The sequence below is a fragment of the Thermococcus prieurii genome (assembly GCF_054657655.1).
Window position 1 is genome coordinate 16,647 of the sequence record NZ_BAAHYH010000001.1, and the last position, 21,997, is coordinate 38,643.

Annotated in this window: 28 protein-coding genes, 2 tRNA genes and 1 pseudogene; 12 read left to right on the forward strand and 19 right to left on the reverse strand. The window is 54.5% G+C overall.

Annotation, left to right across the window (positions count from 1 at the left end; translation table 11 throughout):
• Positions 1-55: 55 nt before the first annotated feature.
• Positions 56-1,171, forward strand: a complete 1,116-nt coding sequence (locus ACYQ04_RS00090; protein ID WP_460126616.1) for an MFS transporter — start codon at positions 56-58, stop codon at positions 1,169-1,171.
• Here ACYQ04_RS00090 and ACYQ04_RS00095 read toward each other — a convergent pair.
• Complete coding sequence (locus ACYQ04_RS00095) at positions 1,158-2,348, reverse strand: proteasome-activating nucleotidase (RefSeq protein ID WP_460126619.1); 1,191 nt, start codon at positions 2,346-2,348, stop codon at positions 1,158-1,160. The two genes, ACYQ04_RS00090 and ACYQ04_RS00095, sit on opposite strands and share 14 nt — an antisense overlap.
• Positions 2,338-2,475, reverse strand: coding sequence for a hypothetical protein (locus ACYQ04_RS00100; RefSeq protein ID WP_460126621.1), 138 nt, complete (start codon positions 2,473-2,475; stop codon positions 2,338-2,340). Before ACYQ04_RS00100 ends, ACYQ04_RS00095 begins: the two co-directional genes overlap by 11 nt.
• Before the next feature lie 101 nt (positions 2,476-2,576).
• Here ACYQ04_RS00100 and cas6 point away from each other — a divergent pair, with 101 nt between their 5' ends.
• Positions 2,577-3,326, forward strand: a complete 750-nt coding sequence (gene cas6, locus ACYQ04_RS00105; protein WP_099209203.1) for a CRISPR-associated endoribonuclease Cas6 — start codon at positions 2,577-2,579, stop codon at positions 3,324-3,326.
• Here cas6 and ACYQ04_RS00110 read toward each other — a convergent pair.
• The gene (locus tag ACYQ04_RS00110) at positions 3,283-4,179 is read right to left on the reverse strand and encodes an MraY family glycosyltransferase (protein ID WP_460127217.1); all 897 of its coding nucleotides are present in this window, start codon (positions 4,177-4,179) and stop codon (positions 3,283-3,285) included. The two genes, cas6 and ACYQ04_RS00110, sit on opposite strands and share 44 nt — an antisense overlap.
• Before the next feature lie 53 nt (positions 4,180-4,232).
• Here ACYQ04_RS00110 and ACYQ04_RS00115 point away from each other — a divergent pair.
• Positions 4,233-5,556 (forward strand): annotated as a pseudogene (locus tag ACYQ04_RS00115) (HAD-IA family hydrolase).
• Between the two features lie 5 nt (positions 5,557-5,561).
• Positions 5,562-5,930, forward strand: a complete 369-nt coding sequence (locus ACYQ04_RS00120; protein ID WP_099209200.1) for a DUF2304 domain-containing protein — start codon at positions 5,562-5,564, stop codon at positions 5,928-5,930.
• On the opposite strand, the gene ACYQ04_RS00125 is transcribed toward ACYQ04_RS00120, so the two are convergent.
• Genes ACYQ04_RS00125 through ACYQ04_RS00135 form a run of 3 tightly spaced genes read right to left on the reverse strand, consistent with a single transcriptional unit; the run spans position 5,923 to position 7,609 of the window.
• Positions 5,923-6,456, reverse strand: a complete 534-nt coding sequence (locus ACYQ04_RS00125; protein WP_460126624.1) for a deoxycytidylate deaminase — start codon at positions 6,454-6,456, stop codon at positions 5,923-5,925. The two genes, ACYQ04_RS00120 and ACYQ04_RS00125, sit on opposite strands and share 8 nt — an antisense overlap.
• Before the next feature lies 1 nt (position 6,457).
• Positions 6,458-7,237, reverse strand: a complete 780-nt coding sequence (locus tag ACYQ04_RS00130) for a M48 family metallopeptidase (RefSeq protein ID WP_460126627.1) — start codon at positions 7,235-7,237, stop codon at positions 6,458-6,460.
• A gap of 6 nt (positions 7,238-7,243) precedes the next feature.
• Complete coding sequence (locus ACYQ04_RS00135; RefSeq protein ID WP_099209197.1) at positions 7,244-7,609, reverse strand: BlaI/MecI/CopY family transcriptional regulator; 366 nt, start codon at positions 7,607-7,609, stop codon at positions 7,244-7,246.
• Between the two features lie 89 nt (positions 7,610-7,698).
• On the opposite strand from ACYQ04_RS00135, the gene ACYQ04_RS00140 reads away from it, so the two are divergent.
• Positions 7,699-7,776: transfer RNA gene (locus ACYQ04_RS00140), tRNA-Arg, on the forward strand.
• A gap of 197 nt (positions 7,777-7,973) precedes the next feature.
• On the opposite strand, the gene ACYQ04_RS00145 is transcribed toward ACYQ04_RS00140, so the two are convergent.
• Positions 7,974-8,804, reverse strand: a complete 831-nt coding sequence (locus tag ACYQ04_RS00145) for a DUF835 domain-containing protein (protein WP_460126629.1) — start codon at positions 8,802-8,804, stop codon at positions 7,974-7,976.
• A gap of 79 nt (positions 8,805-8,883) precedes the next feature.
• On the opposite strand from ACYQ04_RS00145, the gene cobO reads away from it, so the two are divergent.
• Together cobO and ACYQ04_RS00155 are read left to right on the forward strand one after the other, a co-directional pair.
• Positions 8,884-9,411, forward strand: a complete 528-nt coding sequence (gene cobO / locus ACYQ04_RS00150; RefSeq protein WP_460127218.1) for a cob(I)yrinic acid a,c-diamide adenosyltransferase — start codon at positions 8,884-8,886, stop codon at positions 9,409-9,411.
• A gap of 103 nt (positions 9,412-9,514) precedes the next feature.
• Entirely contained in the window at positions 9,515-9,766 is a 252-nt protein-coding gene (locus tag ACYQ04_RS00155; RefSeq protein WP_014122777.1) for a stationary phase-response protein, read from the forward strand.
• A gap of 17 nt (positions 9,767-9,783) precedes the next feature.
• Here ACYQ04_RS00155 and ACYQ04_RS00160 read toward each other — a convergent pair whose 3' ends face one another.
• Entirely contained in the window at positions 9,784-10,341 is a 558-nt protein-coding gene (locus ACYQ04_RS00160; RefSeq protein WP_460126631.1) for an aldolase, read from the reverse strand.
• Between the two features lie 5 nt (positions 10,342-10,346).
• A complete protein-coding gene (locus tag ACYQ04_RS00165; protein WP_460127219.1) occupies positions 10,347-10,916 on the reverse strand; it encodes a hypothetical protein in 570 nt (189 codons plus the stop codon).
• Positions 10,917-10,994: 78 nt separating this feature from the next.
• On the opposite strand from ACYQ04_RS00165, the gene ACYQ04_RS00170 reads away from it, so the two are divergent.
• Positions 10,995-11,072: transfer RNA gene (locus ACYQ04_RS00170), tRNA-Tyr, on the forward strand.
• A gap of 138 nt (positions 11,073-11,210) precedes the next feature.
• Here ACYQ04_RS00170 and lrpA read toward each other — a convergent pair.
• Both lrpA and rlmD read right to left on the reverse strand, forming a co-directional pair.
• Entirely contained in the window at positions 11,211-11,636 is a 426-nt protein-coding gene (gene lrpA, locus ACYQ04_RS00175) for an HTH-type transcriptional regulator LrpA (RefSeq protein ID WP_042691562.1), read from the reverse strand.
• 61 nt (positions 11,637-11,697) lie between these two features.
• Positions 11,698-12,954 (reverse strand): 23S rRNA (uracil(1939)-C(5))-methyltransferase RlmD, encoded by a 1,257-nt coding sequence (rlmD, locus tag ACYQ04_RS00180; RefSeq protein ID WP_460126635.1) that lies wholly within the window; start codon positions 12,952-12,954, stop codon positions 11,698-11,700.
• Between the two features lie 120 nt (positions 12,955-13,074).
• On the opposite strand from rlmD, the gene ACYQ04_RS00185 reads away from it, so the two are divergent.
• Positions 13,075-13,290: a hypothetical protein gene (locus ACYQ04_RS00185; protein WP_042691567.1), complete on the forward strand. Its 216-nt coding sequence runs from the start codon at positions 13,075-13,077 to the stop codon at positions 13,288-13,290.
• 46 nt (positions 13,291-13,336) lie between these two features.
• The gene (locus ACYQ04_RS00190; protein ID WP_460126638.1) at positions 13,337-14,164 is read left to right on the forward strand and encodes a MinD/ParA family ATP-binding protein; all 828 of its coding nucleotides are present in this window, start codon (positions 13,337-13,339) and stop codon (positions 14,162-14,164) included.
• On the opposite strand, the gene pyrE is transcribed toward ACYQ04_RS00190, so the two are convergent.
• The gene (pyrE, locus tag ACYQ04_RS00195) at positions 14,126-14,674 is read right to left on the reverse strand and encodes an orotate phosphoribosyltransferase (RefSeq protein ID WP_460127220.1); all 549 of its coding nucleotides are present in this window, start codon (positions 14,672-14,674) and stop codon (positions 14,126-14,128) included. The two genes, ACYQ04_RS00190 and pyrE, sit on opposite strands and share 39 nt — an antisense overlap.
• Positions 14,675-14,797: 123 nt before the next feature.
• Here pyrE and ACYQ04_RS00200 point away from each other — a divergent pair, with 123 nt between their 5' ends.
• Entirely contained in the window at positions 14,798-15,580 is a 783-nt protein-coding gene (locus ACYQ04_RS00200; RefSeq protein WP_460126641.1) for a PrsW family glutamic-type intramembrane protease, read from the forward strand.
• Here ACYQ04_RS00200 and ACYQ04_RS00205 read toward each other — a convergent pair.
• Entirely contained in the window at positions 15,564-17,243 is a 1,680-nt protein-coding gene (locus ACYQ04_RS00205; protein WP_460127221.1) for an ATP-dependent DNA ligase, read from the reverse strand. The genes ACYQ04_RS00200 and ACYQ04_RS00205 overlap by 17 nt on opposite strands.
• Positions 17,244-17,449: 206 nt before the next feature.
• Here ACYQ04_RS00205 and ACYQ04_RS00210 point away from each other — a divergent pair, with 206 nt between their 5' ends.
• Positions 17,450-17,755 (forward strand): nucleotidyltransferase domain-containing protein, encoded by a 306-nt coding sequence (locus ACYQ04_RS00210; RefSeq protein WP_460126644.1) that lies wholly within the window; start codon positions 17,450-17,452, stop codon positions 17,753-17,755.
• Here the strand turns inward: ACYQ04_RS00210 and ACYQ04_RS00215 are convergent.
• Genes ACYQ04_RS00215 through ACYQ04_RS00240 form a run of 6 tightly spaced genes read right to left on the reverse strand, consistent with a single transcriptional unit; the run spans position 17,752 to position 21,979 of the window.
• Positions 17,752-18,654 (reverse strand): pantoate kinase, encoded by a 903-nt coding sequence (locus ACYQ04_RS00215; RefSeq protein ID WP_460126646.1) that lies wholly within the window; start codon positions 18,652-18,654, stop codon positions 17,752-17,754. The two genes, ACYQ04_RS00210 and ACYQ04_RS00215, sit on opposite strands and share 4 nt — an antisense overlap.
• Positions 18,655-18,694: 40 nt before the next feature.
• A complete protein-coding gene (locus tag ACYQ04_RS00220; RefSeq protein ID WP_460126650.1) occupies positions 18,695-19,351 on the reverse strand; it encodes a hypothetical protein in 657 nt (218 codons plus the stop codon).
• Positions 19,348-20,040, reverse strand: coding sequence for an ABC transporter ATP-binding protein (locus tag ACYQ04_RS00225; protein ID WP_460126653.1), 693 nt, complete (start codon positions 20,038-20,040; stop codon positions 19,348-19,350). The genes ACYQ04_RS00220 and ACYQ04_RS00225 overlap by 4 nt, the downstream gene beginning before the upstream one ends.
• A complete protein-coding gene (locus ACYQ04_RS00230; RefSeq protein WP_460126656.1) occupies positions 20,037-20,468 on the reverse strand; it encodes a hypothetical protein in 432 nt (143 codons plus the stop codon). Before ACYQ04_RS00230 ends, ACYQ04_RS00225 begins: the two co-directional genes overlap by 4 nt.
• Positions 20,461-21,810, reverse strand: coding sequence for a radical SAM protein (locus ACYQ04_RS00235; protein ID WP_460126659.1), 1,350 nt, complete (start codon positions 21,808-21,810; stop codon positions 20,461-20,463). Before ACYQ04_RS00235 ends, ACYQ04_RS00230 begins: the two co-directional genes overlap by 8 nt.
• A 40-nt stretch (positions 21,811-21,850) precedes the next feature.
• Positions 21,851-21,979: a subtilosin A family bacteriocin gene (locus ACYQ04_RS00240; protein WP_460126662.1), complete on the reverse strand. Its 129-nt coding sequence runs from the start codon at positions 21,977-21,979 to the stop codon at positions 21,851-21,853.
• Between the last annotated feature and the right edge of the window lie 18 nt (positions 21,980-21,997).

The following is a 21,997-nucleotide window of genomic DNA, read 5'->3' on the forward strand; positions in this document are numbered from 1 at the left end:
TCGTCGGCCACCTCTGTCCAACAAACTTTTAAGCGCTCAATCCCTCATCGAATCCATGCTCGTTTCGCTTATCCTGATAACCCTCGGCTGGATATTCAACTACGCCCACAGAATGGCCGTTTCCCCGCTCCTTCCGATGATAAAGGCAGAGTTTCATCTGAGCAACGCTCAGGCGGGACTTCTCATGACAGCCCTTCTTCTCCCCTACGCGCTCATTCAGGTTCCAGCAGGTTACTTCGGCGACCGCTTCGGGAGGAAGAGGCTCCTCGCGTTGAGCATATTTGGCTACTCAATCTCTTCCGCGATGCTCTTCTTCGCTTCCCAATATTGGGAAGTCCTGGCCTTCAGAGCACTCTACGGCTTCTTCTCCGGCCTCTACTACGCCCCCGCAACGGCTTTGATAGCCGAAACCTACGGGGCGAGGAAGGGTTCCGCCCTCGGCGTCTTCATGCTTGGTCCGCCCGTCGGTTCCGGGATAGTCCCGCTACTCGTCGTGCCTGTGGCTTTGAACCTCGGCTGGCGCTATGCCTTCCCGATTCTGGCCGTTATGAGCTCGGTCGTTGGAGTCCTGCTCGTCATCTCCCTCAGGAATCTTGAGGAAAGAAGGGGCAGAGCAAGGCTCTCAATCGAGGTCGGCTCGGTGAACCTGGCGGTGGCGAACTTCCTCGCTCTGATGGCCTTCTTCGGCGTTCTAACATTCCTCGTCGCCTTTCTGACCTCGACGGGAATGGGTGTTGAAAAGGCTTCTTACCTATTCTCCCTCCTCTCGCTGGTCGGCATCGCGGGTTCCCTCGCAGGAGGGGTTCTCTACGACAGGCTTGGGAGAAGGGCTCTTGAACTCGCCTTCCTCTCCAACGCGCTCCTAATCGTTCTCCTCGTCGTGAAACCCGGTTTCTTCTCTGCACTCGCCCTCGGCCTGACATTCTACTCGGTCGGCCCGATGGTTACGGCTTTCACCGCTGAAACCGCCGGAAAGGACAACCTTGGACCGGTTATGGGCTTCGTGAACATGGTAGGCTTCTTCGGGGCAACCGTCGGGCCGTACTTCACAGGCTGGCTTATAGACAGGCTCGGTTATAGGGAGGCATTCTTCGCCATAGCGGTTCTCTACGCCCTGGCGTGGGGGGTAATAAAAGGGACGAAAATGACAGAAAAGGTCAGCCGTACATGACCTCGTGCATCGCTATCGCCTGGGCGAGCCTCTTCTCAGCGCCGAGGACCTTTTCTATGGCTTTAAGGAAGTCGTCATGAGTGACGTACTCGCGCCTGTCCCTGATGGCGAACATTCCAGCCTCGGTCGCTATGGCCTTCAAATCGGCTCCGCTCGCGCCCTCGGTGAGTTCCGCTATGATGCGCAGGTCAACGTCCTTGAGGTTCATCTTCCTCGTGTGGACCTTGAGTATCTCGAGCCTTCCGCGGAAGTCCGGGAGCGGGACTTCAATCAGCCTGTCGAATCTTCCCGGCCTCAGCAGGGCCGGGTCGAGTATGTCGGGCCTGTTCGTTGCCGCTATGACCTTGACGTTCCCGCGAGGGTCGAAGCCGTCCATCTCAGCGAGGAGTTGCATCAGGGTTCTGTTGACTTCCCTCTCACCACCGGTCGTCTCGTCCATTCTCTTTGCTCCAATCGCGTCAATCTCGTCGATGAAGATTATCGTTGGAGCCTTCTCCTTGGCAAGCTCGAAGAGCTCGTGGACCAGGCGGGCGCCCTCGCCGATGAACTTCCTGACCAGTTCGCTTCCAACGACGCGAATGAAAGTTGCGTTGACCTCTCTCGCGAGGGCCTTCGCCATGAGGGTCTTTCCACAGCCCGGGGGGCCGTAGAGGAGGACCCCCTTCGGGGGCTCGATTCCAACCTTTTCAAAGAGCTCGGGGTGCTTGAGGGGGAGCTCTATGGCCTCGCGGAGCTCCTGCAACTGCTTGTCGAGACCGCCGATGTCCTTGTAGGTGACCCTGGGTCTCTCTATGACCTCGAAGCCGAGGACGCTCGGGTCCTTCTCCGTCGGAAGGAGCTCGACTATCGCCATCGTTCTCTGGTCTAAAGCTACCCTTGAGCCGGGCTTCAGCTTGTCCCTCTCTATCCACGGGGCGATTCTGACGACGAAGCGCGGTCCGTTGTAGTTCTGGACTATGGCCCTCTCGTCGTCGAGAACTTCTATAACGTTGCCCGCGAAGGCAGGGGGCTGGCGAAGCCTTGACATCTCCATTCTGAGCCTCGAGAGTTCCCTCTCAAGCCTCTCCTTATCGGCCTCGAGCGTCCTCACCTGAAGCTCGAGTTGCCTTATGCGCCTCTTTAGGAAGGTGATGTAATCATCGTAACCTTCATGGATGTTTGCATCCTCAATGCTCATGCTCTCTCACCTCTCTCCAATGTGTGATTATCATCCGAGCCCTTTTTAACCTTGTTGGGTGGTTTTTAAAACCCGCCTCGTTTTTGGCGTTTTTCATTTCGTAGTCTATCCTATATCCAACGTCCATTGCTGACTCTTTAACGTTGTAATTAAATCGACGTTTAGCATACGAAATTCTTATTAACCCTAAATTCCAATTATTCCCGGTTGAAACCGGGGTGGGGTGAAATGAGAATCGAAATCAAGCTTAGGCCTGCGGAGGAAGGAACCATACTGCCCTTCAACTACAACTACGAGGTCTACACCCAGATTCTTGAAAAAATATACCTTGTTTCTCCGGAGTTGGCCCACGAGGTGGAAACCAGTCACGCTGACTACTTCACGTTCTCCCGCATAATGGTCCGCAAGAGGGAGCTTCTCCCGGAGGCGGGCATTAAGGTTCTCTCGGACGACGTTTCCCTCTACGTCTCGTCCCACTCTGGAGAGCTTATCAAGGCCATCGCCGAGGGCTTCCTCGACGACCCTCTCCTTAAGATTGGGGACGCGACGTTCATAGCGGACAACGTTAAGGTCCTCAAGGAGCCCGAGCTCAAGGACGAAGTTCTGTTCTCCACACTCAGCCCGATAATGGTCAGGACTGTCAAGTTCGTCAACGGCAGGATGAAGATATGGGACCTGTATCCCGGCGACGAGATGTTCTTTGACAAGCTCCGCAAGGTAATGCTGATGCGCTACTCGGCCATTTACGGCCACATGCCGGAGGACAAGGAGTTCAAGCTTGAGGTTCTCAAGTTCAAGCCCGTGAGGATTCTCGTGAGGGACACCTACTTCAGGAGCTCCCTCATGGTGTTCCGCTACACCGGCTCGCGGGAGCTCGCGAAGTTCGGCTACGAGACCGGCTTTGGGGAAAAAACGAGGTATGGCTTTGGAATGGTCAAAGTAATTGACTCAGAGCCCAGGCGAGAAGACCGAGTGTGAACTCGATTCCCCACACGATGGCCACGAGCTTCGGCTCCGTTACCTTGACCCTTCTCATTATTGTCCCCAGGAAGCTTGGGTAGGGTGGGGCCTTCAGCGTCCCGTCTGGCATTACCTCCGTTCTCCCGTGCCTTCTCACACCAAAGCGGACGCTCAGAGCCTTTATCGTGAAGTCGAGGAAGTGCGGAATCAGCAGGATGGCTGTATAGACCTCGACCTTGCCGAGGATTCCGATGAGGCCTATCAAAGCTCCGAGGCTGAGAGTCCCAGTGTCGCCGGGGAAGACCCTGGCCGGGTATTTGTTCCACCAAAGGAAGCCGAGGGAAGCTCCGAGTCCTATCAAAGCGAGCTCCCTCGCCGTCCCGTCCGTCATCAGCGCGAGAAAGCCGAGCACGATGGCGCTCGTGCCCACCTCAAGTCCGTTGAACCCGGCCAGCATGTTGACGAGGTTGGCAGAGCCCGTAACGAAGAGAATCGCGAAAACAGGATATAGGATTCCGAGGTTTATTGTGTAGCCGAAGAGGTCAACGCTCCTACCCACGTCCAGGAACGCCACCGGAATCGAGACGAGGAGGGAGAGGATTACCTTGTGGGACTGCCTGAGGGCGGTTAGGTCGTCTATAACACCGACGAGGCCGAAGAGCAGGAAAACCGGAAGGACGTCGGGCTTCACCAGCGCCCCGAGGATTCCAACGGTCAGGACTATCGCAATTCCCCCCATCTCGGGAACTTCTGGCCTTTCCGGCTTGTGTATGTCCCTGCCAACGATTCCCGCTTTCCTCATGAGCTCCCGGACGTATCCAGTGAGGACGAGCGAAAGGATTAAAGCTATAAGCGCGAGGAACGTTATCATCTCTGACACCGGCTTCCCTACGCGGGAGCGAAAATAAACCCTTCGGTGGTAGCATGGACATCAGGGCGGTCCTTTTCGACCTCGATGGAACCCTCGTTGGTGCGGAAAAACCCTTCAGCGAGATAAAGTCCGAGCTTAGGGAGAGGCTAATCTCCCTCGGAATCCCTGAGGAGCTTATAGGCGACTTAACGCCGATGTACGAGGGCCTCATAGAGCTCTCCAAAAAGACGGGCAGACCCTTCGAAGAGCTCTACTCGATTCTCGTCGAGCTTGAAACCGAGAGAATGAACGAGAGCTTCGTCTTTGAGGGTGCGAGGGAGCTCCTTGACTTTCTCAGGGGCGGGGGGATAAAGCTCGCCCTGATGACGAGGAGTTCAAGGAAGGCCACTGTGAAGGCCCTCGAGCTTCACGGCCTCAAAGACTACTTCGACATAATCTCGACGCGGGACGACGTTCCTCCGGAGGAGCTGAAGCCAAACCCCGGCCAGCTTAAGAGAATCCTTAAGGAGCTCAACGTCCCGCCGGAGAAAGCGGTTGTCGTTGGAGACCACGGCTACGACATCATACCCGCCAGGGAGCTCGGCGCGCTCAGCGTCCTCGTCACCGGCCACGACGCGGGCAGGATGAGCTTTCAGGTGGAGGCCGAGCCCAACTTCGAGGGTTGAGAACCTCCTTCACCTTAAGGAGCTCTTTGAAAGGCTGTTCTCGAGCTACGTCGTCGTTCCGGCCTATAATGAGGAAAAGACAATCGGCGCGGTCATTGAGGACCTCCTTCGCTACTTCAGACGGGACGAGATAATCGTCGTGAACGACGGCTCCAGGGATAGAACGGAGGAGATAGCGCGCTCCTACGGCGTTCACGTTTTAACGCACCTCGTCAACAGGGGACTCGGCGGTGCCCTCGGAACTGGCTTCGCCTACGCCGTCAGGAGGAACGCGAAGCTCGTCCTGACCTTCGACGCCGACGGCCAGCATCTCCTCAGTGACGCGCTCCGCGTAATGAAGCCGGTTGCGGAGGGTAGAGCGGACTTCGCCGTCGGTTCGAGGCTTAAGGGGGACACGAGCGAGATGCCCTTCGTGAAGAAGTTCGGCAACTTCGTCCTCGATGCGGTGACCGCTGTTTTTGCCCGGAAGTACGTCAGCGACAGCCAGAGCGGGCTGAGGTGCCTCAGCGGGGACTGCGTGAGGAAGATAAGGATAACCTGCGACCGCTACGCCGTGTCAAGTGAGATTATAATCGAGGCATCTAAGAACGGATGTAGAATCGTCGAGGTTCCGATTAAGGCCGTCTACACCGAGTACTCGATGAAGAAAGGAACCAACGTTTTGGAGGGCGTTAAGATAGCGCTCAACCTTCTCTTCGACAAGCTGAGGTGATGGGAATGTACGTCGTTCAGATGATTACACTCGCAATCGTGCTTGCCCTCGTGCTCTACGTCATCGGCAAGTACAGGCGTGGGGATTTGGAGTGGGGGGACTTCCTGTTCTGGGAGGTTATCCTCATCGGCCTGCTCCTGGTTGCAGTATTCCCTATTAAGGTTGCGAACGAGGTTAAAAACCTGCTCGGCCTTGGCAGGGGACTCGATGCACTCTTCGTCGTGGCCATCGGGGTCGCGTACCTGATAATCTTTAAGGTCTACCTCGCGGTGGACAAGACCGAGCGCGAGATAACCGAGCTGACGAGGAAAGTTGCTATAGAACTCGAGGAAATGAACAGAAGGCTGGAGGAGATTGAGAAAAAGCTCAAATGAACTCCCCAAAGAGCTCTTCAAGGAACGCCCTAACACGCTCCTTCGGCAGTTTGAACTGCCTTATCTTCACTATCCCCTTCTCCTGCGCCTCCTTTAGCAGTATCTCGGTGGCCTCGTTGGGGTACATCTCCTCGTAGACTATCTCCTTGATTCCCGCGTTGATGACGAGCTTGAAGCAGGTGTCGCAGGGGAAGTGCGTGACGTAAAGCGTTGCTCCTTCGAGGCTTATCCCCTTCCGAGCGGCCATCGCTATGACGTTCTGCTCCGCGTGAACCGCCCTGTGGCAGTGGCCGTCAACTATGAGACAGCCAACGTCTATGCAGTGGTCCATTCCCCTCGGTGCGCCGTTGTAGCCGGTGGCGAGTATGTAGCCGTCCTTTACCGCGACGGCTCCAACCCTGAGCCTCGGGCAGGTGGCCCTGAGCGAGACGAGCTTCGCTATCAGCATGAAGTACTCGTCCTTTGTTGGTCGTATCCTTCTTATTCGCTCAGCCTTTTCCCTGTCGAGGAAAATCTCAACGGCCATGTCACTGCACCTGCTTTATTCTCATCAGGTTGTTCATCTCAAACGTTATCCTAAGAATCCTCTCCTCGTAACTTGGATGGGTTTCGGTGAAGAAGGCAAAGCGCTTTTCCCTCTCTATGCCAGGCTCTATGCTTGGGACAGCGTTAACCCTGACGTTCATCCTCAGGTCCTCGTAGTACTTGAGCTCCTCGAGAGCCCTTTTGAGGCTCATAGGTATCGTAAGCAATCTTAGGGCCGTTTCATCCGCTAGGAATTCCCTCTTCTTCATGAAGTCGCTCCTCGCGAGCTCGTATGCTATGTAGAGCGTTAGAGCTGCTACCTTTACCGCGGCATTGCCCGCTATTAACAGTATTAGCGTTGTTATGAGCATTAAGAATCTGCCGTAGGTCACCAACGGGAACCACTTGGTGTCACGGTTCTTTATGTGGCCGAGTTCGTGGGCGGCAACGGCTATTATCTCATCCTCGTCGAGCACTTCAAAGAGGCCCAGAGAGAGGACTATCGTGTTGCCGAAGGAGTACGCGTTTGGTATGTAGTCATCGCACAGGTAGACCCTCGGCATTTGAACCCCTGCTTTCTTGGCCAGTTCTGCTATGCCGTCGTAGAGCCAAGGTATTTCCTCCCTTTCTAAGGGAATCAGGTTCTCCCCAAACTTGTGTCTGGTTGCCCACACGTACAGAAGGGCTAAAGTACTCATTGCGCTGAGTGCCATGATGAGTCCGATGTCACCAAGCGCCTTGAGGACTAAGATGACCTCAAGGGCGAGGATGAAGTAGAGCATGGTGCATCACTTCTTAATCTTTGAAAGGTAGGCGTACGTTGCTTCTCTGAAGTTCGTCATGAGGGCATCGAGGATGCTCTGGACGACTTTCTGCTCAAACTCTTCCCTCGTCGTCGTTATTGAATAGACGTACCGCATCCCACCTCTACCCTTCTCGACGCTTCTCTTGAGTAGTCCCTTCTCGCAGAGACGGTTCATGAGAATGCTTATCGTGGAACGTCTTATCTCGGGGTGTTTCTCCTTCATATGCTCATAAACCTGGCCAGCCGTCGCAACTTTGACCTTCCACATATGCTCCATTATCTCTGCCTCGAGTGGTGGGAGGACGGCCTTGATGCCCTCTTCGGTGAGCTTAAACTCGTGTGGTTCCACTTTCTCCACCCCAACTAACTTGGGTCCTGAAGCCTAAAAGCTTTTCTCGGGTTAAGATTTTTAAGCCCCCTACGGTATTTATTTCGGGTGGGCCGGTGGCTTAGCCTGGACAGAGCGTCGGCCTCCGGAGCCGAAGGTCGCGGGTTCAAATCCCGCCCGGCCCGCCATAGAAACTTTTGCCAAGCAAAAGTTTCATCAAAGTTTGTGATTCCTTTTGAAAAAAGCTTATTCTTTGAGTAGATTTCTTTTTGAGTTTGCTTCTTTGGAGAGTGAATTCCTTTAAAAGCGTCTTTTAAAGGGGTTCAAGCCTTTTTTGCGCTCCTTTAGAGCGCAAGAAAAGCAACCCAAGTAAAAAAGCGAGGGGTCATGTATTAATCGCTCGCTCAAGTTCCCTAACAGGTTTGAGCTCGGAAATCAGCATGTTAAAAATTCTCTCGTCAAGGGCTTCCTTCTCAATTGACACCAGAAGAATTCCTCTGTTGAGACTCGCCAAATCGCGCAGACTAGCTATAAAGCGCAGAACACTCTCTGGTTTGTTCTCAAGGAGCAGGTACTCGACGCAGTCAATAAGGATGACTTTATCCAGGTTCGTGGACTCGAGAAACGTCCTGAGGTTTTCAAGGAGGTATGGGAGCCTCGTGGGTTCAACGGCCTCATCGTGCTTAACCTTTGAGACCCACAGAACTGGAACTATTTTCAGGCCGAGTCTTGAGCGAAACACCTCTGGGGGGTCTCTTGTGACGGCAATTCCCGGAAGGTGCCTGTGCTTTGTCAGCTCGACGAAAAGTTTTTCGGTTTGTTCACTACTCCCCCAGTAGGCCCCGTACGCCATCTCCTGGTTTGGCTCCGTTGCTATGGGGACTATGATATACTGGCCCCTTGCGAAGGGTAGGTACAGCATTATCGAGGAAAAGAACAGGAGAAGGGCACCAACTGTCAGGAGGAAGGACCTAACGATTATATACGTCTCGTTGCCGTAGAGGATTGAAGTGCGCAGAAGCACCCCTATTAACTCCGCAACGACGACGAGAACGAAGGCACCAATGAGAAGGTTAAAGACCCGGGTGAAGTACCTAACCCGAAGGTTTTGTTTGACGCTCTTCTCAACGGTGAGCAACATCACGACTATTGCAAGGGAGAGGAGCAGGACCGTGAGGTCTCTGAGGAAGTAACCCAGCGAGAGCACGTGAGGCATGTATGTACATTGATGCCCAGGTTTTTAACAGTTTCGCGGGGTTTTTAAAGGATTGGAGGATTTATCCACGGTGGTTCCAATGTCATGGAAGGAGAAGCTTGGTTTGGTTCACATCTACACCGGAAACGGGAAGGGCAAGACGACGGCCGCGTTCGGTCTTGCCGTTAGAATGCTTGGCTCCGGTGGAAAGGTCGCGATAGTCCAGTTCATGAAGGCCCCGAAGGTTTACGGCGAGCAGAAGAAGATTGAGGAGTGCGGTGCACTGATAGAGTCCTTCGGCCTGCCGAAGTTCGTTCACGGCAAGCCAGAGCCTGAGGATATAGAGGCCGTTAGGAGGGCCCTTGCGAGGGCGAAGGAACTCGTTTCAAGCGGTGAATGGGATTTGGTGATACTCGACGAAATCTGCGTTGCCCTTAGCTTCAACATGCTGGACGTTGAGGAGGTCAAGGAGCTCATAAAGAGCAAGGCCCCGAAAACCGAGCTCGTCCTAACTGGTCGCTACTGTCCGGAGGAGCTCTTTGAGCTGGCCGACTACGTCACGGAGATGAGGGAAGTAAAGCACCCGTACCAGAAGGGAATCCTCGCGAGGAGGGGCGTTGAATACTGAAGTCCACTTCAAGAACCGAAAAGCTTTTTAGTTAGGAAAGCTTAAGATAAGCCGGGGAGATTTTAGTAACAATTTTTTAGGATAATCGAAAGGGGGTGATAGAATGAGCGAGCTGATTCAGCAGATTGTGCAGGTTCTCAAGGAGCAGGTCGTTCAGGACACTGTCGTTCCCAGGAACATAAGGCGCGCCGCCGAGCAGGCAATAGAGGTTCTCCTCGACGAGAGCAAGGAGCCCGCGGTTAGGGCGGCCGATGCTATAGCCATCCTCGAGGAGATTAGTGAGGACCCGAACATGCCCATGCACACCAGGACCATCATATGGGAGGTTCTCGGCGCCCTCGAGCAGGTTAAGTGAGCCTTTGATTTTTCCGCTCATTTCCTGCTCAGGTACCAGAGCTTGGCGCTCTCCTCGACCAGCTCCGCCTTGTAAAAAGCCTCTCTCAGGCTTTTTCCGACGGTCACGATTCCGTGCTTCGCCATCAGAACCGCGTCCGCACCCTTCAAAGCTTCTGCCGTGACTTCTGCCAGCTCCTCAGTTCCAGCGGGTCTGAAGGGCGCTATCGGAATTCTCCCAAGGTAGAGCTCAGCCTCGGGCGTTATTATCGGCAGTTCGCCTTTGAGGAGGGTCGAGGCAACTATCGAGTAAGGCGGGTGGAGGTGGGCTATTGCCTTAACGTCCGGCCTCGCCCTGTAAACGGCCAGGTGGAGCCTGTACTCGGAGGAGGGCCTAACGCCAGAGCGCTGGTTCCCGCTGAGGTCTATCACCGCCACCTGCTCCTCCGTCATCTCGTCCATCACCGCCCCGGTCGCCTTGATGAACACTAAATCCCCGACGCGGGCGCTCAGGTTCCCGCCGAAAGCGGCGGTTAAACCGCGCTCGTGGGCCTTTCTCGAGTAGAGGACGAGCTGGCGTTTTGCTATTCGGCTCATCTTACTCACCCCTTTACCTTAACCCCGTAGCCGCAGTCCAGACAGAGGGCCTTCTTACCGCGCCACGCGAGCTCACCGCCACAGAGGGGGCACGTGTCGAGGTTTCCGGCATCTTTCCAGCGCTCGAAGGTTTCGCTATCAATGACGAGGTAAACCCCGTCCTTTTCCTCCTCGAAGTCGCCCAGAACGGAGGTGCTTTCGAGTTCGCCGGTTTCGAGGTTGACTATCACCGGCTCGAGGCCGATGTTGCCCTCGTACTCCAAGTCGTTCGCGGGAAGTATCTCAAGGATTAGCGAGTTGAGCTTTCTGTCGTGGTACGCTATTACCTCGAGCGCGTCGCTCACCTCTCCGCTCGCGGGGATTACATCAACGACCAGGCTCTCTCTCGGAAAGAGTAGCACTATGACATCCCTGCTCCTGAGCAGGGCGAGGCCCTTGCCCATATAGAGCTCTTCAAGGCCGAGCTCCTTCAGGAATTCCCTGACCTCGTCTCCGCTTGGAAGGCGCTTTTCCGTGACCATGACGTTCATCATTCTCTTCGCGAGCGGGACCGCGACGGTTATCGGCTCCTCCATTTTCCCCACCGCCGATATTCGGAGGGAAAAATTTATAAACCTGCCCCGGGGATAATGGTTCGGGCCAAGCAGTAGGGTCCCGCGGTAGCCTAGCCTGGGAGTGGCGGCGGACTGTAGATCCGCAGGTCCCCGGTTCAAATCCGGGCCGCGGGACCACCAGAATTCTAAGCGCTTCTTGAGGCTACAAAACAAAACTATAAATGGTGTCTTAATTCGTCGTTCTCGAGAGAAACATGTAAAAAGAGCGTTTAAAACCGTCTAGCGGTCCAAAAGTTAAAAAGAAATCCCTTCGGTTCACTTCATTCTCTCGAGGATTATCGCCGGGCAGACCTTGGTGACGCCCTCAATCCTGCCGATTTTGTTCGAGATGATGTCCGATAGGTCTTCTCCGTCCCTGGCCCAAATCTCGGCCATTATCATGTGGTCGCCGCTCGTCAGGTAAACGTGCCTCACGAAGTCGAACTCCTTGAGCTTGCTTGCAACCTCAAAAATTTTTTCTGGCTTGGTATCTATCCCGGTTATGCTCACGAGGTTGTAGCCGAGCTTCGATGGGTCCACAACTATGGTGTACTGCTTTATCACTCCTGCCTCCTCAAGCGCCTTGACGCGCTTCCTAACTGCCGTCTCGCTTATGCCGAGGACCTTCGCTATCTCCGTGAAAGGTGTCCTCGCGTCCTTGGTGAGCATGTCGAGTATAATCTTATCCCTCTCGTCCAGCATAATCCACCACCTAAGTTCTAATTACGCACCCATTCCTTATTAAGGTATCGGTCTTTTTGGTTTATGTATCGAACTTCTTTAATTCAATCACGGCCTCGACGTGGGGCGTGTGCGGGAACATATCGAGACCGACGGCGCTTTCAATCCTGTATTTCTCCCTCAAAGCCGAGAGGTTCTCGGCGAGCGTTTTGGGATTGCACGATACGTAGATTAGCCTCTCCGGTTTGTCTTTTAAGATTTTCCGGATTAGCTTCGGATGGAGGCCCGCCCTCGGCGGGTCGACTATCACGGTGTCGTAGTTTGAGAGGTTCTCCACGTCCCTATCGCTCCCCACCCTGAACTGGGCGTTTACCCCGTTCAGCTCGGCGTTTTTGTTGGCCATCTCAACCGCGAAGGGGTTAATCTCGATTCCCTCAACGGCGAAACCCTTCTTGGCGAGGTAAACGCCGAATGTGCCGACGCCGGAGTAGAGGTCGAGAACCCTTTCGCCGTCGGCGAGCTCCGCCACCTTCCTGACGAGGTTGACCGCCTGATGGCTGTTGGTCTGGAAGAAGCTGTTGGAGTGGATGAGGTAAGTCACGTTGTCGAGTTTCTCCCTTATGAATGGCTCGCCCCAGAAGCGTTCGACATCGCCGTAGGAAACGTCGCTCTCGCTCCTGTTGACGCTCCAGTAGAGAGATGTGGCGAAGGGAAAGTAGTCAGGGAAGGACTCCGGAAGGGTTCCCTCCTTCGTCACAAGGTTCACCATGAGCTCGCCGGTGAATTTCCCCTCTCGGATGACGATGTATCTCAAAAAGCCCTCGTTCTTCCGTATGTCGTAGAGCGAAAGCTTCTCGTCCTCGATGAACTCTCGCAGGGCCTTCAGAACCCTTCTGCTCGCCTCACCGAAGACGGGGCACTCGGCTATGTCAACGGCCTCCCACCACGTCCCGTAGCGCCTGAACCCTATCCCCGTTGTCGAAATGACAACATCAATTCTGTTTCTATGGCCGTATATCTTTGGTGAGGGAATAATCTCGACGTCAAGACCGAGATACTTTGAGAGTTTTGATGCCTTGAAGCGGAGCTGCTCCTCGTAGGGCAGGTGCTGGAGCAGACAGCCACCGCACCTCCCGAAGTAGGGACATTTTGGCTCGGTTCTAATTTCAGAGGGCTCTATTAGCTCGAATTCAGTTGCTATGAGCTTTCTCTTTTTTCTCCTCCACTTCCTAACTTCCACGAGGTCCCCAGGTGTCGTGTGCGGGACGAGGATTTCCCGCTTTCCCACTGGGAGAACGCCAAGCCCATCGTCGCTAAGCCTCTCTATAACTCCCCTCATGGCCGGCGATGCTCGCCGTCGCTTATAAACCTGCCCATTTATGGCCGTTTGTACGTTCGCCAAAACTGTCCACGGAAGGTTTATTTAGTTCGAGAGCGTACTATTATCGGTGCCGGGTTCATGTTTGGGCGCCGTAAGGATATAGTCTACAAGGTTTTGGCAACCAAGAAGAGGGCCGTTGCCCTGCAGAACCTCAGCGCGGAGCTTGAAACGCCCGCTCCGGCCCTGCTCAAGACCGTTCGGGAGCTGGAGTCCGAGGGCCTCGTTGAGGTCTTCTACGGCCGCGAGAAGGCGGCCATCATGGTGAAGGCCAAGACGCTTGAGGACTACATTTGACCTTCAATCATTTTCTTTGAATCAACGGGAATGGGAGAAATGCTTTATGGTTGCGATAGTGGTTACTGGGCGAGGTGGGGCCGGGAAGACGACGATGACGGCCAACCTCTCGACGTACTTCTCGGGCATAGGCCTGAGAACCCTTGCAATAGACGGTGACCTTTACCTTCCGAAGCTCGCCTTTCACTTCGGGATATACAATCCGATAACGAACCTCCACACGCTCTTGAAGAAGGAGGACTCAAGACTCGAGGAATCCATATATCGGGATGTGAGGACGGGCGTTGACGTTCTCCCCGGGAGCTCAAAGCTCTACGATATCCTAGATATAGACCAGAGGCGGCTTAGGCAGATAGTGATGGACGTCCAGACCAGGTACAACGTTACGCTGATTGACTCGCCCGTGGGGATTCCCTTTGACACAATCTCTACCTTCCGGCTGGCCCAGTACCAGTTAATCATAATCGAGGTGGAGAGAGGGCCCATTCACTCCTTCCACAGGATGGTGGAGAACGAGGTCGAGAAGCTCAAGGCCCTCGGTGAGGCGTACGGCCTCAAGGTGGGGGTGCTGATAAACAAGGTTCGCGAGGCCGAGCCTGTGATAGACGGCATCGTGAACTTCCTTGAGGGGAGCTTCAACGTTCCCGTCGTTGGAATCGTCGCCCACGACCCTGCGGTTCCGGCGAGCCAGAACGAAGGCGTGCCGGTTATAGCCTTCTCCCCGCACGCGAGGGCGTCAAAGGACATAACGACCGCGGGAAGGGTTCTGAGCGAGTGGGTCTTTGGGAGAAGGGAAAAGAAGAGCCTCTGGGAGAGGATAAAGGAGGCCTTTCTCTCAGTCCTTCACGGAGTCCCTTCTGGCGAAAAGCTCTGAGACCGTGACGAGGGGTGCAAAGAGGTAGTCTCCGAGGTTCTCGCGGGCGCCTTCTTCCCGGTCCACGACGACGAGGATAGCGGATACCTTTGCCCCCTGATTCTCAAGAACCTTCGCCGAGCGGAGGACGCTTCCCCCGGTGGTTGTCACGTCCTCGACGAGGAGAACCCTGTCCCCGGGCTTAACCTCGCCCTCAATCTGGCTCCCCGTGCCGTGTCCCTTCGGCTTCTTCCTGACGATTACAAGGGGCTTTCCAGTTTCGAGCGAGAGGGCCGTTGCTATGGGAACCGCGCCGAGCTCCGGGCCGGCAACGTGGTCAAACTCGACCCCAAGTTCCTCAGCCTTCTCCTTCATTAGCTCGGCGATGAGCTTCAAAACTTTGGGGTTTGTGATGAGCTTCTTGACGTTGATGTAGTAGTCGCTCTCCTTTCCAGACGTCAGGACGAAGTGGCCGAAGAGAATTGCCCCCTCCCTGAAGAAGGCCTCGATGAGCTCGTCCTTCTTTTCCATTGAAACCACCGGTGGGTTTTGGCAGGGTCGCTTAAAAATGTGATGGGGTTAGCGGTCAAGTTGACATAAACCAATCAACCGAAAACTTTAAGTTACCACCTATGAAAGTTAAACGGTGGTATCATGATTACGGAGTTGCTCGTCTTCATTTACGTTCTTCTCGCAATCTTCCTTGGGGTGAGGATATTCACGAAAACGTTATCCTGGTTCGCCGAAACCGACAGAACCGTTGTTCCCGTTTCGACAGCCTCAATGGTTGGGTGGGGTTTTCTGGCTTTCTTCTTGGCCCTCATACTAGAAGCGATTGTGCTGTACTCTTTCCGGGGAGGGACAACTGCCTTTGTCCTCTTGGCAATTCTCGTTGGCCCAATAGAGGAGGGAGCAAAACTCCTGCCTTTTGTGGCCAAAAGAAAGGAAACACCAATGAGGCGCTGGAGCCTTACCGTTAAGACGGCCTTTGTATTCGGTTCCATCGAAGCAGTCATGTACTTCTTACTCCTTATCTCGCGGGGGAACCTGCTCGGGGCGCTCTTTCGAATGATTGTTATGATGTTCCACGTTGCATGGACGGCAGTGGCCCTTGAGGACGCCCTACGTGGCTCCCTTATGAAGGGCTACCTCAGGGCGTCGCTTCTACATGGGCTCTACGACGCGCCGATGCTCCTACTCTACGCGGGAAATTCCGCAGGCGTTCCCCTCATCCTCGCGGGAATCTGGGCAATCGTATACCTTTACCACTCCATAGACGGTGCCTTCGAATTCGCGGTGAGCTACGCGAGGAAAGCCGTCGCCAGGAGGAATGAAAGCGACGTCGAGGAGTACTCGGAAGAAATATCGATGGAGAACGGTGAAACCTGGGAAAACGGTGGAGAGGAGGACCCGCGGGAGCTCACCTCTTCGCCTTGAACCTCTCCTGGAGTTCGTAGAGCTGGGCGACCCTCTCTATGGTGTCAGCCTCCTCTGGGCTTTTATCTTCCCTCAGCGCCACGTAGCGCGGGAAGCGGAGCGCGAAACCGCTCTTATACTTGGGGCTCTTCTGTATCTCCTGATATGTTACTTCGATGACGACCTTTGGCTCAATCTCGACGAACTTGCCCTCTTCACGGACAATCAGGGGCTTGAGCATCTTGGTGAACTCGACCAAATCTTCATCGGTGAAACCGCTCCCGACCTTGCCCACCGGGACGAACTCACCGCTCTCCGGGTCGTAGGCCGCGACGAGGAACGAGCCGAGGAGGTGTGCGCGCCTTCCCTCGCCCCATTCGGCTCCGATGATAACGAGGTCAAGGTTCTCCATCGTGGGCTTAATTTTCAGCCACTTCTTACCGCGGTTTCCTGGCTCGTAGACGGAGTCCAACCTCTTCGCCATCAGACCCTCGTGGCCGAGCTCAAGGGCCATCTTGTAGAACTCCTCGGCCTCTTCGACCTTCTTCGTAACGAGCTGTTCGGCGAGCTTTATCTTATCGCTCTCCTCAACACTCTCCTCGAGCTTCCTCCTCCTCTCTGCGAACTTCGTGTCGATGAGGCTCTCCCCTTCAACGTAGAGGATGTCGAAGAGGTTGAGCTCGAGCGGAATCTTCTCAATCATCTCCTCGATGTTGTACTTCCTCCTAAAGCGCCTCAGGACGTACTGGAAGGGCCTCGGGCGACCGTTCTCGCCGACGGCAACCAGCTCGCCCTCGACTATGACCTTAGAAGGCTTCAGAGAGGCCTTTACCGCCTCGACTATCTCAGGAATCGAGCGGGTGACGTTCTCAAGCCTCCTCGAGTAGATTATCACCTTATCCCCGTCGCGGTGGACCTGAACGCGCGCGCCGTCGTACTTAATCTCGAAGGCCGCTTCACCGCCCATCTCTATCAGGGCTTCCTTGACGTTGGCGGCGTTTTGAGCTAGCATCGGCCTTATCGGCTTCCCAATCTGTATGCTGACCTTTGAGAGCCCCTCGTTCCCCTCGAGCTTTGCAACCTTTGCCACGTATCCGAAGTCGCTCGTGAGCATGTATGCCCTCTCGACGAGCTCTGGCTTCACCTTGAAGGCCTCCGCTATGGCATCGCGCAGGATTCCCTCGGCAACGCCCGTCCTCATCGTCCCGAGGACGGTTCTGGCTATGTACTTGCCCTCCTCTGGCCCGGCGTCCATGAAGAGGTTGGCCAGGTATTTCATCTTCCTGTCCTGGCTCCCCTCTCCGCTCGCCTCGGCAACCTTAACGAAGGTGCTGTAGACGCGCTTTATCGTGAGGGGCTGGCTGAAGAAGCTCTTCTGCTTCCTCTTCTTTAGAGCCAAAGCCACGCTCTCGCCCAAATCACCCGTGTCCTTAATCGAGTTCTCGATTTCCCTCTCTGGAACCCCAGTCGCCATCGAAACGGCCCTTATGAGAAGCTTCTCGCCGACGCCGAGCTCGCGCTCGTCCCAGTCCGGAAAGACCTTGCCGAGAATCAGGTAAGGAACTATCTCGAGCAAATCGTCGGGCGTCTTCTTGAGGAAGTCCGCGACGAACCTGGTCTTGAGCGTTTTGAGCGTGGTCTTCTCAAGTCTCCGGTAGAGCTCCGCCAGCTCGGAGTACCTCATGTCACCCACTCTCACCACCGAAACCAATACGGCGAGGAGGATAAAAGGGTTGTTGGGCCAAGCGTTAAATAGGGAACTCACAAGGCGTTTCAGCTCAGAAGTCAGGCGGATTACAACGTTATGTGCTCACCTTCCCGCGAGGAAGCAGAAGGGGTCCTTGAGATGGCCCTTGAATTTCTTGAAAAGGCCGAGGAGATGGTTAGGAAATGGAAGCGCGCGAACGGGCTTTAAACGACTTCCTTATGAGATTAAAGCGGAAGTTTGGGGATAGAATAGCTTCTATTTACCTCTCCGGCTCCTACGTGAGGGGTGACTATGGGGAGGAGAGTGATATTGACCTCCTCATCGTTGGAGACATTGCCCTTGACGACCTCATTGATGACATCTTTGAAGTTCTCATGGAACATGGGGTTGTTCTCAACATTATAGTTGAAAGACCGGAAGAGTTTGAGAGGTGGAGGGACACCTCTTTCCACCGAACCGTTCTCGGTGAGGGCGTGAAAATATATTAACCAACCCACCTCCCGACCTTCGGCTTCCCCTCGTGGATTTCGGCAACGTCGTAGGGGACGTCGAGGTCAGCCAGAAGGGCCTTCGCGTTTTCGAGCTCCCTCTCCCGAACGAGTGCGAACAGGCCCTTCCCGAGCATTATCATCGAGCTCGGGTTCTTCAGAACCCTGTCGAGTTCCCCCGCCAGCTCAAGGAGCTCGCCGGTGAGCAGGCCCGTCCTCTCGGCGAAGGCCCTTGCGAGGATCATGAGCCTCTCTGGGGTTGGCTCCTTCAGGAGTTCCTCCAGAGCCTTCTTTCCCTCGACTTCTATCGCCTTCACGACGTCGCCATCGAGAACCTCTTTAGTCGAGAGCTTTCCGAGGGGGACGACCAGAACGCGGTAGTCCTCGAAGAAGAGGTTGTCAACGACGCCGACTCCGGGTCCACCGGCTTTAACGCGGACTTCAATTCCCCCGGCGAGCTGGGCTACGACATCGCCGAGGCCCCCTCTGTGGATTACCTCGGCCTCGTGCGCTATCTGAGACGCCCTAAGCCACGTTCCCCCGAAGGCGTAGCTCAGCGCTAAAGCCGTGCCGAGAGCACCTCCTGCACTGTTGCCGAAGCCGTAACCGTTGGGAAAGTCAAAGTACTGCCATATTTCAACCTCGCCGAGAAAATCGGAAGGAACGAGCCTCTCAGCGACGGAGTAGCTGATTACAGCCTCTTCTCTCTTCACGGGCTCGCCGTTAAAGGCGATGTGGACATGCCTCTCCAGCGTTCCAGTCTCTATGCTCGCGAGGACGTTGGTGCCCTTGTCGAGGTTGATTCCAGCACCGAGGGAGCCGGCTTTGAGCGGGTCCTCATGGAAGAGGGGGACGAAGAAGGCCGTTATATGGGCTGGAACGAATGACCTCACGAGCATGATGACACCCAAAACAAAAGAAGTGAGGTGCTTAAAAACATCACGACGCGAGGAGGACCCTCTCGGTGTTTATCGAGGAGATGACCAACGGGCCGAGTACTGCAACGCCCAGGGCTATCAGTATCATAACGTTGGTCGCGACCGAGATGGAGTAACCGTGTTCGAGAAGGTATTTTGGAACCCTTGCGAGGACGAAGAGCAGGATGAACATGATTATGTTGATGAGTCTCACGTTTGAAACTTGAAGCACCACCACCATTGAAACCATTGAGAGTCCAAAGACGAAGAGCGAACTGCCGATAACGGGCAGGAAGAGCCATGTGGGAGACGCGTTTTCCGTGTTCATGTACATCACAAGTCCTACGGCTATTGACGCAATTTCTCCAAGCAACAGAGAAGGCAGGAGCTCAAAAAAGACGTGCTTGGAAAGTCTACCAGGCATGACGAGCAGGAGGTGGTAGAACCTGGCGGTCTTGCGTTTTATCATGCTCGTGAACGATATTGCAACCATAACCGCGTAGCCAACCAGCATCATCGTAAAGAGGGTGTAGAACGTGAAGTTCTCCTGCCCCGTGAACTCTTTGGGAACGCTCTTTGAGGAGAACGCCCACACGAGGAGTCCAACTAGGACTATCCCGAACAGTGAGTCCCTGAGGGTCGTTTTGAAGTGGATGGTTATGAGCCCCCTAGTGTTCATAATTCCACCCCCACGAGTTTGATATACATCTTTTCAAGGTCAACGGAGTTGTCCACCCCGAAAGTGGACACCGTCATTCCGTCCTTGATTATGGTGGCCCTATTCGCCACCTTCTGAACCTCCGCGAGTTCGTGGGAGGAGAACAGTATCGTCTTCCCTGCATCCCTCAGGTTGGCGAGGAGTTCCCTCATCACTATCCTGGCGGTGGGGTCAAGCCCGCTCATGGGCTCATCCAAAATTAGGAGCTCGGGGTTGCCCACCAAGGCAGCGGCGAGGGAAACCTTCCTGCGCATGCCCTTGGAGAGCTCTTTGAACCTCTTCCCCCAGTGGGCCTCTTCAAACCGCACCTCCCTCAGAACCCTCGTGACTTCGTCGCGGTCGAATCCCTTTGAATAAGCACAGAAGAGCAGGTTTTCCTCGACCGTCCAGTCGGGGTTCAGAACCTCGTACTCGAACATAACTCCAACTTTGGTGAACATGTCCCTTGACGGCTTCTCGCCGAGGACCCTGACCTCACCGGAATCCGGGTGGAGGAGACCGAGGATTGTCCTGATTGTCGTTGTCTTTCCGGCTCCGTTCGGCCCGAGAAAGCCGTGGATTTCGCCTCTCTCCACTTCAAAGTTCACACTCCGGAGGACCTCTCTGCCCCCAAGGGACTTCCTGAGGTTCCTGACCTCGACGACCTTCACCTCCTCCACCCCCAGACGAGGTAGTACGTCCCGAGGAACAGGGGAATTAGCACGAGAACCGGCTCGAGTCCTGTGAGCTTCTTCACCGCCGGCGCCATCAGGAAGAGGGCGAGGATTATGTATGAGTTTGCCACGTAGTTGAAGGCCTTCCGTGCGCCGGTATTCCACTTCCCGACGCCGAGGGGGCCGCGAAGGGAGTTCACCAGAAGTGAGATGCCGTAGAGGGCCGTAGCAAGGCGGAGGTCTTTCTGAGGTATTTGAAGAGAGTAAATGACTGAGATTAACCCGACGACTGCATCGGAATACCTCCTTATCTGCGGCCAGCGGGATTGTTCACCCAGCAGGGTTTTCTTTGCGGTGTGGAGGATGAGGGCGAAGGCAACGTAACCGTATAGACCAAGAAGGAGAAGGACCGTTTTCTCATCCATTGGTTCTCACCCGGAGATACTTTTTCAGGGCTTTACCTCCAACGGTATTTGCCCATCGGCATCCTTTGAGTGGTGTGAATCCCTTTTCAAGGACGTAGCGTGCGCGCAGGATGCAGGGAGTGCAAAAGTTAATGAACTTGCAGTTTCCGCAGATTCCAGGACCGGGGGCGTTTATTCCATGGAGAAATTTAAGATGCGGGGTTATCTTCCTAAAGGAGCCTTCCAAATCGTTGATGTCAATCTTAGCAATAACATCTCTGGTCGAGTCGCTCACAACGCACATCCTGACTGAGAGGTCGGGACCTATTGTTAAGCTTCTCCACCCTGCACCGCAGTTTTCAATGTTCTTCCCGAATTCCTCAAACTGGACAACGGGTATTATCTTAGAAAATCTTTTTCGAACTTTCTTATCAATTTCACTAAGACGCCACAGGTCTTCGTTGGACCACGTGAATCCATCGGCCCTGCCAAAGGGAAGCATCGGGCTGTATGTGAACATTTTAGCCCCCAACTCAACTGCCAGTTCAGCGACCTTTTCTATGTGCTCTATGTTCTCAGGCGTTACGGTCATGGCAATCCTCACATTAAATCCAGCGTCGGTGAGCCGTTTTATGTTTTCAACTGTCCTTTTCCACGCACCCTTCAAACCTCTGAATTCGTCGTGAAACGCGGGGTCATGGCTGTCGAGGCTGACGCTGAAGAAGAGCTTGTCCGTGTACGATGAGAGTTTCTCAATAGTCCTTGGAGGAAGGTAGAGACCGTTCGTGAGGACGCCAACGAGCTCGAGCCTCTCTGCGGCGTACCTAACGATTTCCACGAAGTCCGGATGAAGCGTCGGTTCTCCACCGGTTAACTCAGTGCCAACGAGGAGGTGTCCTGAGAGAAAATCGATTATCTTTTTGAATGCCTCAAAGGGCATGTAGAGTGGTACCCTTTCTTTTATTCTATAGCAGTGGGCACAGTTTAGGTTGCAGTTCTCGGTGAGCTCAAAGACTACGTGTGAGGGGAGGATGTAATCGTGCTCAGCCACCTCAACTGGGACATTGATTGGAATGTCTGAAACAATCACATCACCATTTTTGATGGCAGTTAAGAGGAATTCAAGGATTTTATGACGCTCCTCCTTAGAATGGGCAAGGCTGTCTGTGATTTCGGATGCTTTTCTTTTCCCATCACACATCCTGAGAACATAGGCGGCATCAAGGTTCACGATTCGTTTGATGTTTCCTCTGTGGATGGATGCGAGATGGGGATAAACCCTAAGCACGGTTTCTTTTGCAAGAGAGACATGCTTATCCTCGAGGGTTTCCAATGTCACGGCAGGTTTGATGACATTCTGCATCCCTTCACCTCCTAGTGGGTATTTCAAAAAAGTAATGGCCTCAGAAGAGGCCAAAGAGACCGTAAACACCGAATCCTTCGAAGTCTGGAATTGGGCCGTCAGAAAGACAGAGGGCACAGAGAGCACAGACGTTGCAGTCCTTACCCGATACAACGTACTTGGGGTTCATATCACCACCCCCTCAAGA